The following is a 16463-nucleotide window of genomic DNA, read 5'->3' as shown; positions in this document are numbered from 1 at the left end:
CCTAGTCGCGTGTTACGTCCGCGTGCTCGATCAGGGCGCGGAACCCGGTGAGCAACGCGTTGAGGCCGGCTTCGAACTGGTCGTCGCTACCGACGTCCGCGAGAATCTCGGCGTGCTGGACGAGCAGCGGAAAGGCCGCGGCGTCTCGCGAGCGATACAGCTGTCGCCGGTGACGGCTCTCTTCTGGATCCTGTGCGTCGAGTCCGAGGTTGAAGTGCACCGAGCCGATGACGAAGGTGGCCAGCGACGATGCGGCGGCGTAGGCGAGTCTGGGGCCAAGACCCGCGCCGATGAACAGTTCGAGGGCGTATTCCACCCCGGCCAGTGAGTTGGGACCGAGCCGCTCGGTCCCGCGAAGGAGCGAAGCCACGCCGGGATGCCGGCGCAGGTGCTCGCGGAACAGGCGTGCGGACCACGCCGCCTTCTCGGCCCAATCCGCGTTGTCGGGCGGAACCGAGCTCGCCACGCTGACCGCTCGGTCGACGAGCAGCGTCACCAGTTCCTCACGGTTGCGCACGTGACGGTAGAGCGACGCCTGCGTGCAGCCGAGCGCCTCGGCGACGTTGCGCATGGTCAGCGCGGCGGCCCCGCGCGCATCGAGCAGGGCCATCGACGCATCGAGGATGCCATCGAGGGTCAGCGATCGGCGCCGACGCTGCCGCGCGGGTTCCCGCTCCCTGGCAAGCCACCAGGCCGCTGTTCCCGGCCGCGGTGCCCCGGTTGTCGTCATCGATTCGCGCGCCAGACAAGGATAGACACTATGCGAACACCTATCACTTAGTATAAGTTAACGTTGTTCGCATAGCAGTATATGGAGGGGAACAGCGTGCGCGCCATCCGAAACACCGCTCAGGGCATCCTCGTGACCGAGGCCGACGAGCCGGCAGGCCCCGGAGTCCGCCTCGCCATCGCCTCGATGGGTGTCTGCGGGACCGACGTCAACTTCGCGACCAGCGGCGTGCAGGGCTACATCTATGGCCACGAATTCGCCGGCACCACCGTCGACGGCCGGTCCTACGCCGTCGAACCCACGGTCTACTGCGGAGAATGCGACCAATGCCGCACTGGCCACGTCCAGCGATGCAACGCCCCGGAGCACGGCACGCTCGGCATCTTCCGAGACGGCGGCATGTGCGATGCCGCAACGGTTCCCGAGAACATGCTCGTTCCGCTCCCACCCGGCCTGGACGTGCGCGACGCCTGCCTGGTGGAGCCGGCGTCGGTGGCCGGGCACGGTGTCCGCAGCGCCGCACTCGAGCCAGGGGAACGGGTGGCGGTCGTCGGCGGCGGCAGCATCGGGCTGCTGGCTGCGGCAACGGCCCGGCAGCACGGCTTCGACGTCGATGTCGAGGTGCGCCACAAGCAGCAAAGGATCGCGGCCGAACGCCTGGACGCCGGCTCGGTGACCGGCGCCTACGACGTGGTGATCGACGCCGCAGGCACCGAAGCCGGCCTCGCCCGGTGTGCCGAACTCGCACGCCCCGGCGGTCGCGTCGTGCTGCTGGGGGTATACCAGCACACCGTTCCCATCTCGGGCATCGTCAGCCTGGTCAAGGAGCTCACCTACGTCCACTCCATCGCCTACAGCAGGCACAACGGCATCCGCGACACCGAACAGGCCGCAGCGCTGCTCGCCGGCAACCCCGAGATCGCGCGGACGGTGATCACCCACCGCTTCCCCCTCGACGACGCCGCAGAGGCCTTCCGCGTGGCGGGTGACCGGGCCTCCGGAGCCATCAAGGTCGTCCTTCACCCTTGAAGAAAGGCCACGGAAATGAGCTCCGAGGCGCGGCTACCGCGGGTGCACGGCGTAGGTCAGGTGCGTCACCCTCGGGGAGGGCTCCGCGCGGACCGGCTCCAGGGCAACGCGGCCCGCGTCCACGCCCTCGAACAGGCGGATTCCGGAGCCGAACAGCACGGGCGACAACGCGATCGAAAATTCGTCGATCAGGCCGGCGTTCACGTACTCCAGGATCGTCGCACCGCCGCCCGCGATGCGGACGTCCCGGTCGCCGGCGGCCGCACGGGCCTGGTCGAGCGCGGACTCGATGCCGTCGTTCACGAAGTGGAACGTGGTCCCACCTGGCCGCTCCCAGGGGTCGCGCTTCTCGTGTGTCACAACGAAGACCGGGGTGTGGAACGGTGCCTCTTCCGGCCAAGCGGGCTCGCCGGCGTCGAACATGCGCTTGCCCATCACGCTCGCGCCGGTGCGCTCAAACGTCTCCCGCACGATGTCGTTGTCGCGCCCTTCCTCGCCGCCCCCGCCGAGCTTCAGGTTCTCCCGGAAGAACCGCTGCGGGAAGACCCACCGCTGCAGTTCCATCCACTGCCGCCCCATCAAGTCCGCTATGGACTCGGGGGCGATGAACCCGTCCAGCGACATCGACACGCTGAAGAACACCTTCCCGGCCATCAGTCCTCCGCTCCCTTCCGAACGATCTCGGTGACGTAGGCAGCCAGGTTGCTCAGGGTCTGCTGGCCGCCCTCGATCGCGTGGTACTTCTCGGCCGCCTCGTCGCGCAGTTCCTTGGTGGGGAACACCGTGCGCATCTCGATCCGGGTCGCCGCACCGTCGGGCGCGAACGTGAGGATCGACTCGAAAGCGTTCGGGTCATCGCGGGACTCACCGTGGATGAACTCGATCCGCTCCGGCGGCGCGAGCTCGGTCCAGGAGATCCACTCCTGGTAGTCCGTCCCGTCCGGTCCGTGCATCACGAAGTTCCACTCCCCGCCGACGCGGAACTCGAAGGACCGCGTTGTGGTGGTGAACCCCTCCGGACCCCACCACTGCGACAGGTGCCGCACCTCGGTGAACGCCTCGAACACCAACTCCCGCGGGGCGTCGATGACCCGGGAGAGCACGATCTCCCGGTCGGCCGTCACCGGCTCTGCCCGCGCTTCTTGCCTTGCCCCTGCCATCGGTCATTCCTCCTGTCGTGTCTGCTTCAGGTCCTGCACGTAGTTGTCCAGCCGGTCGAAACTCTCGTTCCAGAACCGCTCGAACCCGCCGACCCACTCGTGGACCGGCCGCAGCCCGCGGGCGTCCAGGCCGTACAGGCGCTGCTTGCCTGCCTTGCGGTCCCGCACCAACCCGACCTCCCGGAGCACCCGCAGGTGCTTGGACGCCCGCGGCTGGCTCATCCCCAGCTCCTGGGCCAGGTCGGTCACCGGCCGCTCACCCGCCCGCAGCAGCGCCAGGATGTCCCGGCGCTGCGGCTCGGCGATCGCGTTGAACGCGTCCGACGTCGTCGCTGCTCGTGCCATGGCGGCAATCATATGCCCATATCGGAATGTGTCAAGCCGGCGCTTGACCTCGATCCGAGTCGAGGTTTTACGGTTCTGATCGACTGGTGGAAGTCGTCCACGGCGCTGAGGAGCAGGTAGTGATCGTCACCATCGCCAGGGTTGCCGACCCAGATCGGTTCCTGCACGTCTTCGAGACCGTCGGCGCGGAGAAGCGGCGAGAGCACGGCTGCCGGGGCGCTCGGGTCTATTTCGATCCCGACGACGCGCACCGGGTGTGGTCCGTCTTCGACTGGGACACGAAGGACTACGACAAGTTCCTCGCGGACCCTGAGATCCCAGCCATCGCGCGGGAGCTCGGGATCCAGGCCCCACCCGTGCACGCCGTCGCCGCGACCGAGCTCGACGCCTGACCACTCGTGGGGAGTGAGGTTTCGACATGGCTGTCACGCCCTCGCGGGCCCGCAAGTTCAGCTCGGCGATCGGCGACGACGCCGTCCGCTTCGGCGACCAGATCCTCATCGCACCCGCCCTCGGCAAAGAGGCCGGCACGTCGATGAGCGCCTACACGTCGTTCTTCCACGCGGGAGCGCACGCCGACCTGCCGGCCTCCTACGCGGAGGTCTGGGTGGTCCTCAGCGGAGCGCTACGAGTGGGCGCCGGGAGCGACGCCGTGACAGTGCGCGCAGGCGACTTCGTGCACGTTCCGGAGCAGGCGCCCGGGGTCGTCGAGGCCATCGAGGACACCACAATGGTCTGCGTGTCGGTGCCCGCTCATTGACAAGGGCGACGGTCACTTGAGTTCCTGCGCCTGTTCCCGCTGGATCGAACAAAGTGTTTGGCAGCCTGAGATCCGGCCTGGACACCGCGGCCCGTAGCCTTCCTTCTCGTGGCAAGTGGACTTCGGTATGGGGAAATCTCGGGGGTGTCCGTCGGCGACGCGTTCCCTGACTACGACGCGATGAACGCGGCTGGCGTGCACCGCGCTTCGCAAGGGGGCATCTCCGGGGGCAAGGACGGCTCTGACTCGATCGTGGTGAACGGCGGGTACGCCGATGATCGCGACGCCGGTGACGAGATCATCTACACCGGGCAAGGCGGCCGCGACCCGAACTCGCGCACGCGGCACGTAGCCGACCAGAAACTGGTTTTGGGCAACGCGGGCCTGAAGCGAGCCTACGAGCAGCGACAGCCCGTTCGAGTGATCCGCGGCTCGAACGGCGCCAAGCAGTACTCGCCGCCGAGCGGCTATCGGTATGACGGCCTCTACGGAGTCACCGAGGTCTGGCCGGAGACCCGTGCGCAGGACGGCTTCCGCATTTGGAGGTTTCGCCTTGTCAAGCTCGGCACCGCAACGGCGGCTGCGCCGACATCAGATCCTGACGAAACCGAGGACGACAACGTCTCCTGGACCGGCGGCCGGCGCACCTCGCTGGTCAAGGTCCGCCGCGGCCAGCGGAAGTTTCGCGCCGGCTTGCTGGAAAAGTACGGCCTGACCTGCGCCGTCACCGGCCCGGCGCCGAAGGAGGTGCTGCAAGCGGCACACCTCAGGGCGTTTGCCGAACATGAGAGCCACAAGCGCAGCGAAGGACTGCTGCTCCGGTCGGACATTCACAACCTCTTCGACGCTGGGCTGCTCGCAATCGACACCTCGAGCAACACGATCGTCGTCGCCCCGAACCTGCGCGGACACGCCACCTACGGGCCACTTGCCGGCAGAAAGCTCGCGATTCCAACCCACCTCATGCCAGACCCGGCAGCGCTCGACGACCACCATGAAGCAGCCAAGTCCCGCTGGCTACCCAAGATCTGACCAGGTCCGCAAGCGTCTAGGGGCACTCGCCTCGCGTCTCCGGGTGGCCGGTGTCAGGGCCGTGTCAGCCGGATGTCCGTCCGGGCGGCAATCGTGGCCGTTAACAACCGCCACGAGAGGAACCCGATGTCTGAAACGCCGCCCGTCCCGCATGGCCTTCCCACCGAGCGCGACGCGGGTCCCTTCGTCCCGCCCCGCGAGGTCACCCGGCTGCGAGAGGCTCGCCCGGTCAGTCCGATGGTCTTCCCCGACGGGCACGAGGGCTGGCTCGTCACCGGTTACGACGCGGTCCGCCAGCTCATGGCCGACACCCGGTTCAGCTCCCGCCAGGACCTCGGCGTGCTCCACGAGCCGTTCGAGATCCCCGGCATGCCCGTCGTCACCGAACCGTCCCCGCAGCCGCCGGGCATGTTCATCGCCATGGACCCGCCGGACCACCCCCGGCTGCGGCGCAAGCTCACCGGCGCCTTCACCGTCAAACGCATGAAGCAGCTCGAAGAGGGCATCAACGACATCGTCGAGCGGCAACTGGACGAGCTGGCGCGCCTGACGCCGCCGGTCGACCTGGTCCAGGAGTTCGCGCTGCCGGTGCCGTCACTGGTGATCTGCGAACTGCTCGGGGTCCCCTACACCGACCGGGAGAACTTCCAGGTCAACACCAACAGGTTCTTGAACACCGAGCTGCCGTTCGAGGAGAAGATCGCCGCCTACACCGAACTGAGCACGTTCCTGGCCGAACTGGTCACGCGCAAACGCGCCGAGCCCGGCGAGGACATCCTGTCCGACCTGGCCCGCGACGAGGACCTCAGCATCGAGGAGCTGACCGGCATCGGCTTCCTGCTGCTGCTCGCGGGCCACGAGACCACCGCCAACATGCTCGGCCTCGGCACCTTCGCGCTGCTGGAGCACCCCGAGCAGCTCGCCGACCTGCGTGCCAACCCGGATCTGATGCCCGACGCCGTCGAGGAGCTCCTGCGCTACCTGTCCATCGCCGACGTCTTCTTCCGCTACGCCAGCGAGGATCTCGAGCTCGGCGGCGAAAAGATCGGCGAGGGGTCGACCGTCATCGTCTCGCTGCTGGCCGCCAACCACGACCCTCAGCGCTTCGACAATCCCGACACCCTGGACGTGCGCCGCAAAGCCCGCGGGCACCTGTCCTTCGGCCACGGCATCCACCAATGCCTCGGCCAGCAACTGGCCCGCGTCGAGATGCGCGCCGGTTTCGAAGGGCTGCTGCGCCGCTTCCCGACCCTCGAACTCGCCATCCCAGCCGACGAGGTGAAGCTCAGGACCAAAATGCGCATCTACGGCGTCCACGAGCTGCCGGTCACCTGGACGGAAACGCCGTGAGCGGTTCAGCGATCGCGGTTTCCGGGCTGCGCAAGACTTTTGGGGACAAGGTCGTGCTCGACGGGATCGATCTCGACGTTCGGGCGGGCACGGTTTTCTCCCTGCTCGGCCCGAACGGGGCGGGCAAGACGACGACGGTGAACGTGCTGACCACGTTGATGAAGGCCGACGGCGGCACGGTACGCGTGGCCGGACACGACATCGCGACCGAGGCAAAGGCGGTGCGCGCGGTCATCGGGGTCACCGGTCAGTTCGCGGCGGTGGACGAGCTGCTGACCGGGCAGGAGAACCTGCGGCTGATGGTGGATCTGAGCCGGGTGCCGGCCGAGAACGGCGGGCGGGTCGTCGCGGAACTGCTGGAACGGTTCGATCTGGTGGAGTCGGCTGGCAAGCCAGCGTCGACCTACTCCGGCGGTATGCGCCGGAAGCTCGACCTGGCGATGACGCTCGTCGGCAACCCGCGGATCATCTTCCTGGACGAGCCGACGACCGGACTGGACCCGCGCAGCCGTCGCACGATGTGGTCAATCATCCGCGACCTGGTGGCCGACGGGGTGACCATCTTCCTCACCACCCAGTACCTCGAGGAAGCCGATCAGCTCGCCGACCGGATCGCGGTGCTCGACCAGGGCCGCCTGGTCGCCCACGGCACTCCCGACGACCTCAAACGCCGGCTCCCCGGGACGCACGTCCGGCTCCGGTTCGGCACCGCGTCCCAACTCGACGCGGCCGCGCGGCTCTTCCCCGACTCCACTCGCGACCACGAAGCGCTGGTCCTGCGGGTGCCCAGCGACGGCGGGACGAAATCGTTGTGGGCGCTGCTGGGCCGGCTCGACGAGTACTCGCTCAGCGCCGAGGAGTTCTCCGTGCACACACCCGACCTCGACGAGGTTTTCCTCGCCTTGACGGGCCACCCCACGGGGGCCGCGAAATGAGCACCCAGTCCCCTTCGACGGTGATGTTGCGCCGCAACTTCAAGCACATCGCCCGCAACCCGACCTCGGTGTTCAACGCCGTCCTGATGCCGATCCTGATGTTGTTCATGTTCGTGTACATGATGGGAGACGCGTTCAACGTCGGTGTCGACTACATCGACTACGCGACACCAGGAATGCTGCTGATGGCGGTCTGCTACGGGCTGGGGTCCACCGCGACGGCGGTGAACTCCGACATGACGAAGGGCATCATCAGCCGGTTCAAGGTCATGGACGTCTCCCGTGGCGCGGTGCTGACCGGGCACGTCGTCGCCAGCCTGCTGACCAACCTGGTCGCCATCGCAGCCCTGCTCGGGGTTGCCTTCCTGCTGGGTTTCAGCCCAGCGGCGGATTTCCTCGACTGGCTCGGCGTGGCCGGCATCGTCGTGCTGCTCGGTTTCGCGGCGGGCTGGCTCACGATCGCGCTGGGCATGGCGGCGAAGTCCCCGGAGACGGCGGGCCTGGCCTCGGTGCCGCTGATCATGTTGCCGTTCTTCAGCAGCGCGATCGTGCCGGCGGAGAAGATGGGGCCGGGCCTCCGGCAGTTCGCGGAGTACCAGCCCTTCACACCGATCATCGAGACCATCCGCGGGTTGCTCAACGGAGCACCGGACGCCGGCGACGCGATCATCGCCATCGCCTGGTGCGCCGGGATCGCTCTCCTCGGCTACCTGTGGGCGCGCGCCACGTTCACGAAGCGAGCGTGACCTCGACAAGCTGATCCCTGCTCGTCTCCGCACCCTCCCGAGCCGCCTCGGCGAACCGCGTGTCGCCGAGGCGGTTCCGCGCGGCCTGCTCGATCCGGGCCACATCCGGGTTGGCACGATCCGGCAGTCCGAGCACGCCGGCACTCGCCGCGAGCAGCCGCGCGGCCTGCTCGTACTGGTCACGGCGCAGTGCCAGGTCCGCGACCCCGACGAGTACCTGCGCGATCGTGGGCGCGTATCCCCCTTCGGCCGCCGCCTGCCAGGCCGCTTCGCGGTGCTTGCGGGACTCGCCGAGATCGTCGGCGAGGTAGCCCAGCAGGTCGTGCGTCCCCGCGCGGACGTTCTCCGCTTTGTCGCCGAGCAAGGTCGTCGCGATGTCGAGTTGCCGGTGAGCCTCCTCGGCGTCGCCTCGCCAGCGAGCGAGTTCCGCCTTCGACAGGGCCAGCTCCACCAGCGCTTCCGGCCAGGTGACCCGTTGGGCGCGCCGTTCCGCCTCGGTGATGGCGGCCGCAGCGGCGTCCTCGTCACCGAGCAGCCAGTACATTTGCGCCTGTCGCGACCGGATCCGGATGGCGTCCTCGATGGCACCGACCTCGGTCACGACCGCGATCGCCTGTTCCAGGTACTCGCACGCGGCGGCGAACTCGCCGCGCGTGGCGATGCGATCCGCCAGCTCGGTCAGGGCGAACGACATGCCCCACCGTTCGCCGAGTGCCCGGAACTCGGCAAGCGCCGTCTCAAGGTGCGCTTCCGCGTCCCGCCCGGAGTGGCCGAGGTGGATCCGCGTCCTGCCGAGGTGCAGCCGTCCCAGTGCGCGCACCCAGGGATCTTCGTCGTCCAGCAAGGGTTCCCACGCGCGCAGGGGCGCGTCCGGCTCCCGTAGCAAGCGCTCCAGCGAGACGATCGGCCCGATCGCCGGGTGGCGGCCCAGCCCCCGCAGGCTGATCTCGTAAACCTGGTGGATCCATTCCTCCGCCTGGTACTGGTCGGCCCCCCGCCCGGAACTCAGGAATCCCACGACGAACGCGTATACGATGGCCCTGGTCTCGTCGTCCACCTCACCGGGCATCTCAGTGGCCGCGGTGATCAGTTCGATGCCTTCGGTCTTGCGCCCGCTGAACCACCAGTAGAAGCCGGTGCCCGCCGCAAGCCGCATCGCCGCCTGCGCCTCCCCGGCCGCGAGCGCACCACGCATCGCGGCACTGATGTTGCCGTGCTCGGCGTTGAGCGTGGCGAGCCAGGTCAGCTGCTCGGCACGGCGAAGCTGCGGTTCCGCGGTCTCGGCGAGTTCGGTGAAGTAGGCGAGATGCGCTTGGCGCGCCAGGTCCGATTCCTCCGCCTCAGCGAGCCGTTGCGCCGCGTACTCCTTGATCGTGCCGAGCATCCGGTAGCGCGATATGCCATCGCCCGCGGCGACCAGCAACGACTTCTCGGTCAGCGCGGTGAGCAACTCGAACACCTGCCCCGGCTCGACCGCGGTGCTTTCGCTGCCGGCGCAGACCCGCTCGGCCGCTTCCAGGCTCGCCCCGCCCGAGAACACCGAGAGCCTGCGCAGGACCGTCCGTTCGGCGTCGGTGAGCAGCTCCCAGCTCCAGTCGACCATCGCGCGCAACGTCCGGTGCCGGGGCAGCGCGGTGCGGCTGCCGCCGGTCAGCAGGCGGAACCGGTCGTCGAGCCGGCTGGCGAACTGATCGAGGGACATGGTGCGCAACCTGGCCGCGGCGAGCTCGATGGCCAGCGGCATCCCGTCCAGCGCCCGGCAGACGTGCGCCAACGTCGACGAGGTGCGAGCGGCACCATCCCCACCGACCCCGAGATCCTTGCGCACCGCACTCGCCCGGTCACGCAGCAGTCGGACGGCCGGCACGGACTCGATCTCGTCCGGGCCGGCGTCCGCCGCCGGCAAGGCCAGCGGCGTTACCGGCCACAACGCCTCACCGGTGATGCCGAGAAGTTCCCGGCTCGTCGCCAGGATCCGCAGCCGGCGGCACTCCCCGAGCGCCCGGTGGGCGAACGCCGCCGCCGTCTCGATCACGTGCTCGCAGTTGTCCAGGATCAGCAGCATCGCCCGCTCGCGGACCGCGGCGATGAACCGCTCCGTCGGCTCCGCGTTCGGTGCGTCGCCGAACAACTCGTCCCGGAGACCGAGCGCGGTGAGCGCCGCTTGCGCCACGTCGTCGTCGGTACCGATGGCCGCGAGCTCGACCAGCCAGACCCCGTCCGGCTGGTCGCCGAGCAAGGTGCGCGAGGTTTCCGTGGCCAGCCTGGTCTTTCCCGAGCCGCCCGGTCCGATCAGGGTGGTGAGCCGATGTTCGGCGATGAGCTCGCGGACCGCGGCGACATCGGCCTCCTTGCCGACATAGCTGGTCAGCTCGGCACGCAGGTTGGTCTTCCGGTTCTCGTCCCGCCGTCCCACCTCGCCCCGCAGCAGCGCGACGTGCAATGTGGACAGTTCCGGGGATGGGTCGACGCCCAGCGCGTCGGACAGGGCTTCTTTCGTGCGCTGGTACACGAGCAGCGCGTCGGTGTTGCGGCCGGCCGCGGCGAGTGCACGCATCAGTGCGGCGGCGAGCCGTTCTCGCATCGGATGCGCGACCACCAGGTCGGTCAGTTCCGAGACCAGCCCGGCACCGCCGTCGAGGCGGATCTCCGCCTCGAATCGATCCTCCATCGCGGCAAGGCGCAGCCCCTCGAGCCGGGTGACCGCCGCGTCGAACGCCGCGCTGTCCGGCAAACCGACGTCCTGCATGGCCCCGCCACGCCACAGCCCAAGGGCTTCACGCAGCAGCTTCACCCGCTGCGGATCGTCGCCACCACGCGCCTGACCGACCAGCCGCTCGAACCGCACGGCATCGACGGCGTCGGGGTCCACCGTCAGCCGGTAGCCGTCCGGCTGCCCATCGACCAACCCGTCCGGCAGCACCTTGCGAAGCCGGGAAACCAAGCGCTGCAAGGCATTTGACGCTTCGGAAGGCGGCTGCTCAGCCCAGATCCAGTCGATCAAAGTCGCCTTCGAGACCACGCGCCCAGGTTCGAGCGCGAGGGCGGCCAACAGCGCGCGCAACCGGGCACCCGGCACGTCGGCGAAGGCGCCGTCGTCCGTTCGAACCTCGAATGGCCCTAGCATCCCGATCAGCACCTGGCCGATTTTGCCATGGGCGACGGCCATCGCGGCGCGACGATCAGCCTTGTCTGGCTGGCCGGATGGTCAGGTCGCCGATTTCGACGTCATCGGGCTGTTCGATGGCGAACGCGATGGCGCGCGCCACGGCATCGGGGCCGATGCCTAGTGCCGCCATGGTGTGCTGGACCTGCTCCCGCTGCCCGGGGTCGTCGATGTGGTCGACGAGTTCGGTGCGCACGAATCCCGGCGAGATGGAGGTCGTGCGCAGCACGCCGTCGGTGGACTCCTGGCGTAGCGCTTCCAGCAGGGTGCGCACGGCGTTCTTGGTGCCCGCGTAGACGGCTTGCGACGGGACGATCTTGAGGCCCGACGTCGACACGGTGGTGATGAAGTGCCCATTGCCCTGGCGGCGGAACACCGGCAGGGCGGCGGCGATGCCGTGCAGGACACCGCGCAGGTTGACGTCGATCATCGCGCCCCAGTCGTCCACGTCGAGATCCGCCATGGGCGCTATCCGGGCGACTCCGGCATTGCCCACCAGAACATCGAGGCGGCCGAACCGCTGCACGGCCAGGCCCACCAGCTCTTCGAGATCGGCGCGCCTGGTGACGTCGACTTCCAGGATCTCCGCGCGGCCGCCCTCGGCCCGGATTCGCGCTGCGAGCGAGTCGAGCCGGTCGGTGCGCCGGGCACCCAGTACGACGGCCGCACCACGGGTCGCCAGCTCCTGCGCGGTCGCCGCGCCGATCCCGCTGCTGGCTCCGGTGATCGCGACGACCTTGTCCAGCCTGCTCATCGAGACGCCTCCTGACCTAAACTGACAACTGTCCGGTTACCACTCCACGGTACCGGGCAGTTGTCCGCTTTACTAGACGGGAAGGTGAGGTAGCGCCGTGTCGAGTCGTGAGCGCCGGTCGGACGCGGTCGCCAATCGGGATCGCATCGTCGAGGTCGCGCGGGCCGAGCTGAGCAGGTCCAACGGTGCGGCCGCCGACCTGAAGCTGCACGGCGTCGCCAAGGCGGCCGGCGTGGGACAGGGCACGCTCTATCGGCACTTTCCGACCCGCGAGCACCTGCTGGCGGAGGTGTACCGGTACGAGCTGACCCAGCTCGTCGAGGCCGTGACACCGCTGCTGGCAGAGCATCCTCCGCTGCGGGCGCTGACCTGCTGGCTGCAGCGGCTGGTCGAGTACGCGCGGGTCAAACGCGGTGTCATGGCGGCGATCGAGGCATCGGCCTGGCGCGACCTCTACTCGGGCCAGCACCACCGGCTCGACGAAGCGCTCGGCATGCTGCTCGATCAGGGAAAAGCCGCCGGCCAAGTGCGCGAAGAGGTCGACGCCGCGGACGTCATCCTGCTCTTGGGGGCGTTGTCCCGCATACCCGAAGCGGAGTGGGACACGCGGGCGCACACGATCGTCACGGTCATCGTCGACGGTCTGCGCCCTCGACAGCAGTCGTAAATTTTCTGAACCTCGTCAAGTTCTTGCGTTGGATCTTCTGGTTGTTGCATGCTCGTAGGGCTCTGGCTCCTCCCCTGCTGCTCTCAAAGAAGAGATGACGCCATGACACGTATCCGCCTGCGCCGGCTCGTCGCCGGTTTCCTCGCGTTAGGGCTTTCGATCACCGGAACCTCCGTCGGCTCTGCGGCCAGTGGTCCACCGCCGGGCACCGCTGACACCACTGCCGCGAACCTCGCGGCCGGCAAGCCGATCGAGGCGTCCTCGACGGTCCACAACTTCGTCGCCGCCAACGCCAATGACAGCAACACCGGCACGTACTGGGAGTCCGCCGCGGGCTACCCGCACGCGCTGACCGTGAAGCTCGGCGCCAACGCCGACGTCGGCTCGATCGTCGTGAAGCTCAACCCGGACGCGATCTGGGGCGCGCGGACGCAGAACTTCGAGGTCCTCGGCCGGGAGCTCGGCGCCGCCGCGTTCACCTCCCTGTCAGCGCGTGCCGATCACCGCTTCGACCCGGCCACCAACCAGAACTCGGTGACCATCCCGGTCAGCGGGCGGGCGGCGGAGGTGCGCCTGCAGTTCTTCGCCAACTCCGGCGCGCCGGGCGGCCAGGTCGGCGAATTCCAGGTGATCGGCACCCCGGCGCCGAACCCGGACCTCGTCGTCACCGGCACGGCCTGGACCCCGGAGAACCCGACCGAGACCAGCCGGATCGCGGTGTCGGCGACCGTGCGGAACGCGGGGACCGCGAACGCGGGCGCGACAACCGCGAACGTCCGCTTCGGTGGCACCGTCGTCGGCGACGCGGCCGTTCCCGCCCTCGCCGCCGGCGCGTCCACCACGGTGACCGTGAACGCGGGAACGCGGCCGCAAGGCACTTACGCCGTTGCCGCGACCGTCGATCCCGCCGGCACGGTGGTCGAGCAGGACGACACCAACAACACCTTCACCTCACCGACACCGCTCGTGATCGCGCAGGCGCCGGGGCCGGACCTCGAGGTCACCGGCATCAGGTCGAACCCGCCGAACCCGGCGGCCGGGGCGGCGGTGTCGTTCACCGTCGCGGTGCACAACCGCGGCACGAGCAGCGCGGGCGCTTCGACGACCCGACTGGCCGTCGCCGACACCACGCTGAACGCCGCCACCGGCGCGATCGCGGCCGGGGTCACGGCGAACGTCGCGATGTCAGGCACGTGGACCGCCAGCAACGGCGGCGCGACGCTCACGGCGACGGCCGACGCGACGGGGACGATCGAGGAGACCAACGAGTCCAACAACGGGCTCTCGACGACGATCGTGGTGGGCCGCGGCGCGGCGGTGCCCTACGTCGAATACGAGGCGGAAGCCGCGCAGTACCAAGGCGAATTGCTGGCGGCCGACCCGCTGCGGACCTTCGGGCACACGAACTTCGCGACCGAGTCCTCCGGCCGCGAGTCCGTGCGGCTGGCGAACCAGGGCCAGTACGTGGAGTTCACCTCGGCGAACCAGGCGAACTCGATCGTGGTGCGCAACTCGATCCCGGACGCCCCTGGCGGCGGCGGGCAGGACGCGACGATCAGCCTGTATGTCAACGGTACTTTCGCGCAGAAGCTGACGCTGTCGTCGAAGCACAGCTGGCTCTACGGCAGCACCGACGACCCCGAGGGCCTGACGAACTCGCCGCAGGCCAACGCGCGGCGGTTGTTCGACGAATCGCACGCGCTGCTGTCCCAGTCCTACCCGCCGGGCACGAAGTTCAAGCTGCAGCGCGACAGCGGGGACAACGCGGCGTTCTACATCGTCGATCTGATCGACCTGGAGCAGGTCGCGCCGGCGGCGGAGAAACCGGCGAACTGCACGTCGATCACCGAATACGGCGCGGTGCCGGACGACGGGAACGACGACTCGGCGGCGATCCAGCGCGCGGTCACCGACGACCAGAACGGCGTCATCAGCTGCGTGTGGATCCCGGCCGGCCAGTGGCGGCAGGAGCAGAAGATCCTGACCGACGACCCGAACAGCGGCGGCTACAACCAGATCGGCATCTCGAACGTGACGATCCGCGGTGCCGGTATGTGGCATTCGCAGCTCTATTCGCTGATCCAGCCGCAGGACGCGGGCGGTATCAACCACCCGCACGAGGGCAACTTCGGTTTCGACATCGACAAGAACACCCAGATCTCGGACATCGCGATCTTCGGGTCCGGCCGGATCCGCGGCGGGGGCGGCGGCGCGGAAGGCGGGGTCGGTCTCAACGGCCGGTTCGGCACCGGCACGAAGATCACGAACGTGTGGATCGAGCACGCGAACGTGGGGGCGTGGGTCGGCCGGGACTACAGCAACATCCCGGCGCTGTGGGGTCCTGCCGACGGCCTGGAGTTCAGCGGCATGCGCATCAGGAACACCTACGCCGACGGCGTCAACTTCACCAACGGCTCCAGGAACTCGCGGGTGTTCAATTCGTCGTTCCGCACCACCGGTGACGACGCGCTCGCCGTGTGGGCCAACCAGTACGTGCGTGATCCGTCGTCGGATACTGCGCACGACAATGTTTTTGCCAACAACACGATCCAGCTTCCGTGGCGTGCCAACGGGGTTGCGATCTACGGCGGCTACGGAAACAAGATCGAGAACAACCTCATCTCGGACACGGCGAACTACCCTGGCATCATGCTGGCGACGGATCACGATCCGCTGCCGTTCTCCGGGCAGACGCTGATCGCGAACAACGCCCTGTACCGCTGCGGCGGTGTATTCTGGGGCGAGCAGCAGCAGTTCGGTGCGATCACGTTCTTCGCGCAGGGCAAGGACATCACCGGGGTCACCTTGCGGGACACGGAGATCCACGACTCGACCTACGACGGCATCCAGTTCAAAACCGGCGGCGGCACCATGCCAGGCGTCGCGATCGAAAATGTCAAGGTCGACAAGTCGAACAACGGTGCCGGCATCCTCGCGATGAGCGGCGCCCGCGGCAGCGCGACACTGACGAACGTGACCGTCACGAACTCGGCGAAGGGAGACATCGCCATCGAGCCGGGTTCGCAGTTCGTGCTCAACCACGAGCGGATACCGGCGGTGGCCGCCCCGGGCCGACGTATTAGTTGACCGACAGTCCGGTGCCGGGGCGGGCGGCAGACCGCCCCGGCACCGGACCGGCCGCGGATCTCAGTACCGCCCGCAGCGCATCTCTGCTCTGATGGCGGTCATGACCTCGATCTGGACCGGACGGAAGATCCGGCTGCGCGGCATCGAACCCGAAGACTGGAAGGCGCTCCAGCGCTTCGACGAGCACACCGCGGATATGCGCAACGCGGATCGGATCCATCCGCCCCGCTCGGCCGCCGGCTACCGCGACTGGGCAGCCAACCAGGCCACCGCGGACGCGACCGGCGACGAGTTCCGCCTCGCCATCGAAACCCGCGTCGACCAGACCCTCGTCGGCACCCTGTCCGCCAACGACACCGACCAGCGCGCGGGCCGCTTCAGCTATGGAATCAGCATCGGCCACGACTACCAACGACACGGCTACGCCACCGACGCCGCCATCCTGCTGATGACCTACCTGTTCGGCGAACGTCGCTACCACAAATGCGAAGTCAGCATGTACGCCTTCAACGAAGCATCGATCGCGCTGCACCGCAAGCTCGGCTTCCAGCTCGAAGGGCAGCTGCGTGACCACGAATACTTCGCCGGACACCGCCACGACCTCGTGATTATGGGACTGACCATCAACGAGTTCACCGCACGCTACCCCTTTGCCGACGTCGGCTAGCGACGAGAAGGGCATGCGCTTTTCCCTCTTTCGTG

At 68.4% G+C, this 16463-nt stretch carries 16 protein-coding genes; 10 read left to right on the top strand and 6 right to left on the bottom strand.

Going from position 1 to position 16463, the window contains the following annotated elements:
• Position 1 precedes the first annotated feature (1 nt).
• Entirely contained in the window at positions 2 to 730 is a 729-nt protein-coding gene (locus AMYNI_RS0125645) for a TetR/AcrR family transcriptional regulator (RefSeq protein ID WP_157357484.1), read from the bottom strand.
• Between the two features lie 96 nt (positions 731 to 826).
• Here AMYNI_RS0125645 and AMYNI_RS0125640 point away from each other — a divergent pair, with 96 nt between their 5' ends.
• Positions 827 to 1759, top strand: coding sequence for a zinc-dependent alcohol dehydrogenase (locus AMYNI_RS0125640; protein ID WP_026360923.1), 933 nt, complete (start codon positions 827 to 829; stop codon positions 1757 to 1759).
• 33 nt (positions 1760 to 1792) lie between these two features.
• On the opposite strand, the gene AMYNI_RS0125635 is transcribed toward AMYNI_RS0125640, so the two are convergent.
• From AMYNI_RS0125635 to AMYNI_RS0125625, 3 genes are read right to left on the bottom strand one after another with little or no spacing between them, the layout of a single operon-like run.
• Positions 1793 to 2413, bottom strand: a complete 621-nt coding sequence (locus AMYNI_RS0125635) for a dihydrofolate reductase family protein (protein WP_020670930.1) — start codon at positions 2411 to 2413, stop codon at positions 1793 to 1795.
• A complete protein-coding gene (locus AMYNI_RS0125630; protein WP_026360922.1) occupies positions 2413 to 2919 on the bottom strand; it encodes an SRPBCC family protein in 507 nt (168 codons plus the stop codon). The genes AMYNI_RS0125635 and AMYNI_RS0125630 overlap by 1 nt, the downstream gene beginning before the upstream one ends.
• 3 nt (positions 2920 to 2922) lie before the next feature.
• Positions 2923 to 3264: an ArsR/SmtB family transcription factor gene (locus AMYNI_RS0125625; RefSeq protein ID WP_020670928.1), complete on the bottom strand. Its 342-nt coding sequence runs from the start codon at positions 3262 to 3264 to the stop codon at positions 2923 to 2925.
• Positions 3265 to 3383: 119 nt separating this feature from the next.
• Here AMYNI_RS0125625 and AMYNI_RS0125620 point away from each other — a divergent pair, with 119 nt between their 5' ends.
• The 6 genes from AMYNI_RS0125620 to AMYNI_RS0125595 all read left to right on the top strand — a co-directional run bounded on the left by AMYNI_RS0125620 (position 3384) and on the right by AMYNI_RS0125595 (position 8087).
• Positions 3384 to 3656, top strand: coding sequence for a hypothetical protein (locus tag AMYNI_RS0125620; RefSeq protein ID WP_020670927.1), 273 nt, complete (start codon positions 3384 to 3386; stop codon positions 3654 to 3656).
• Between the two features lie 26 nt (positions 3657 to 3682).
• On the top strand, positions 3683 to 4024 hold the full coding sequence (locus tag AMYNI_RS0125615) for a cupin domain-containing protein (protein ID WP_020670926.1): 342 nt from the start codon (positions 3683 to 3685) through the stop codon (positions 4022 to 4024).
• A gap of 108 nt (positions 4025 to 4132) precedes the next feature.
• The gene (locus tag AMYNI_RS49630) at positions 4133 to 5056 is read left to right on the top strand and encodes a YDG/SRA domain-containing protein (protein ID WP_281170296.1); all 924 of its coding nucleotides are present in this window, start codon (positions 4133 to 4135) and stop codon (positions 5054 to 5056) included.
• A 126-nt stretch (positions 5057 to 5182) separates the two neighbouring features.
• Complete coding sequence (locus tag AMYNI_RS0125605) at positions 5183 to 6406, top strand: cytochrome P450 (protein WP_026360921.1); 1224 nt, start codon at positions 5183 to 5185, stop codon at positions 6404 to 6406.
• On the top strand, positions 6403 to 7341 hold the full coding sequence (locus AMYNI_RS0125600; RefSeq protein ID WP_020670923.1) for a daunorubicin resistance protein DrrA family ABC transporter ATP-binding protein: 939 nt from the start codon (positions 6403 to 6405) through the stop codon (positions 7339 to 7341). Before AMYNI_RS0125605 ends, AMYNI_RS0125600 begins: the two co-directional genes overlap by 4 nt.
• Positions 7338 to 8087, top strand: coding sequence for an ABC transporter permease (locus tag AMYNI_RS0125595; protein ID WP_040405959.1), 750 nt, complete (start codon positions 7338 to 7340; stop codon positions 8085 to 8087). Before AMYNI_RS0125600 ends, AMYNI_RS0125595 begins: the two co-directional genes overlap by 4 nt.
• Here the strand turns inward: AMYNI_RS0125595 and AMYNI_RS0125590 are convergent.
• Positions 8071 to 11226 (bottom strand): ATP-binding protein, encoded by a 3156-nt coding sequence (locus tag AMYNI_RS0125590; RefSeq protein WP_026360920.1) that lies wholly within the window; start codon positions 11224 to 11226, stop codon positions 8071 to 8073. The genes AMYNI_RS0125595 and AMYNI_RS0125590 overlap by 17 nt on opposite strands.
• Positions 11227 to 11269: 43 nt before the next feature.
• Positions 11270 to 12007 (bottom strand): SDR family oxidoreductase, encoded by a 738-nt coding sequence (locus AMYNI_RS0125585; protein WP_020670920.1) that lies wholly within the window; start codon positions 12005 to 12007, stop codon positions 11270 to 11272.
• A 97-nt stretch (positions 12008 to 12104) separates the two neighbouring features.
• Here AMYNI_RS0125585 and AMYNI_RS0125580 point away from each other — a divergent pair, with 97 nt between their 5' ends.
• The 3 genes from AMYNI_RS0125580 (at position 12105) to AMYNI_RS0125570 (ending at position 16428) form a co-directional block, all read left to right on the top strand.
• Positions 12105 to 12674, top strand: coding sequence for a TetR/AcrR family transcriptional regulator (locus AMYNI_RS0125580; RefSeq protein WP_020670919.1), 570 nt, complete (start codon positions 12105 to 12107; stop codon positions 12672 to 12674).
• Between the two features lie 102 nt (positions 12675 to 12776).
• Positions 12777 to 15761, top strand: coding sequence for a CARDB domain-containing protein (locus tag AMYNI_RS0125575; RefSeq protein ID WP_020670918.1), 2985 nt, complete (start codon positions 12777 to 12779; stop codon positions 15759 to 15761).
• 91 nt (positions 15762 to 15852) lie between these two features.
• Entirely contained in the window at positions 15853 to 16428 is a 576-nt protein-coding gene (locus AMYNI_RS0125570; RefSeq protein WP_020670917.1) for a GNAT family N-acetyltransferase, read from the top strand.
• Positions 16429 to 16463: the final 35 nt, after the last annotated feature.

Source organism: Amycolatopsis nigrescens CSC17Ta-90 (genome assembly GCF_000384315.1).
Classification (GTDB): domain Bacteria; phylum Actinomycetota; class Actinomycetes; order Mycobacteriales; family Pseudonocardiaceae; genus Amycolatopsis; species Amycolatopsis nigrescens.
This window is presented reverse-complemented; position numbering and strand designations above follow the sequence as displayed.

Bases quoted from the DNA above. Each gene is read 5' to 3' on its own strand.
- AMYNI_RS0125645 (WP_157357484.1), bottom strand. From the start codon at position 730: ATGACGACAACCGGGGCACCGCGGCCGGGAACAGCGGCCTGGTGGCTT.
- AMYNI_RS0125635 (WP_020670930.1), bottom strand. From the start codon at position 2,413: ATGGCCGGGAAGGTGTTCTTCAGCGTGTCGATGTCGCTGGACGGGTTC.
- AMYNI_RS0125630 (WP_026360922.1), bottom strand. From the start codon at position 2,919: ATGGCAGGGGCAAGGCAAGAAGCGCGGGCAGAGCCGGTGACGGCCGAC.
- AMYNI_RS0125625 (WP_020670928.1), bottom strand. From the start codon at position 3,264: ATGGCACGAGCAGCGACGACGTCGGACGCGTTCAACGCGATCGCCGAG.
- AMYNI_RS0125615 (WP_020670926.1), top strand. From the start codon at position 3,683: ATGGCTGTCACGCCCTCGCGGGCCCGCAAGTTCAGCTCGGCGATCGGC.
- AMYNI_RS0125605 (WP_026360921.1), top strand. From the start codon at position 5,183: ATGTCTGAAACGCCGCCCGTCCCGCATGGCCTTCCCACCGAGCGCGAC.
- AMYNI_RS0125595 (WP_040405959.1), top strand. From the start codon at position 7,338: ATGAGCACCCAGTCCCCTTCGACGGTGATGTTGCGCCGCAACTTCAAG.
- AMYNI_RS0125585 (WP_020670920.1), bottom strand. From the start codon at position 12,007: ATGAGCAGGCTGGACAAGGTCGTCGCGATCACCGGAGCCAGCAGCGGG.
- AMYNI_RS0125575 (WP_020670918.1), top strand. From the start codon at position 12,777: ATGACACGTATCCGCCTGCGCCGGCTCGTCGCCGGTTTCCTCGCGTTA.
- AMYNI_RS0125570 (WP_020670917.1), top strand. From the start codon at position 15,853: ATGGCGGTCATGACCTCGATCTGGACCGGACGGAAGATCCGGCTGCGC.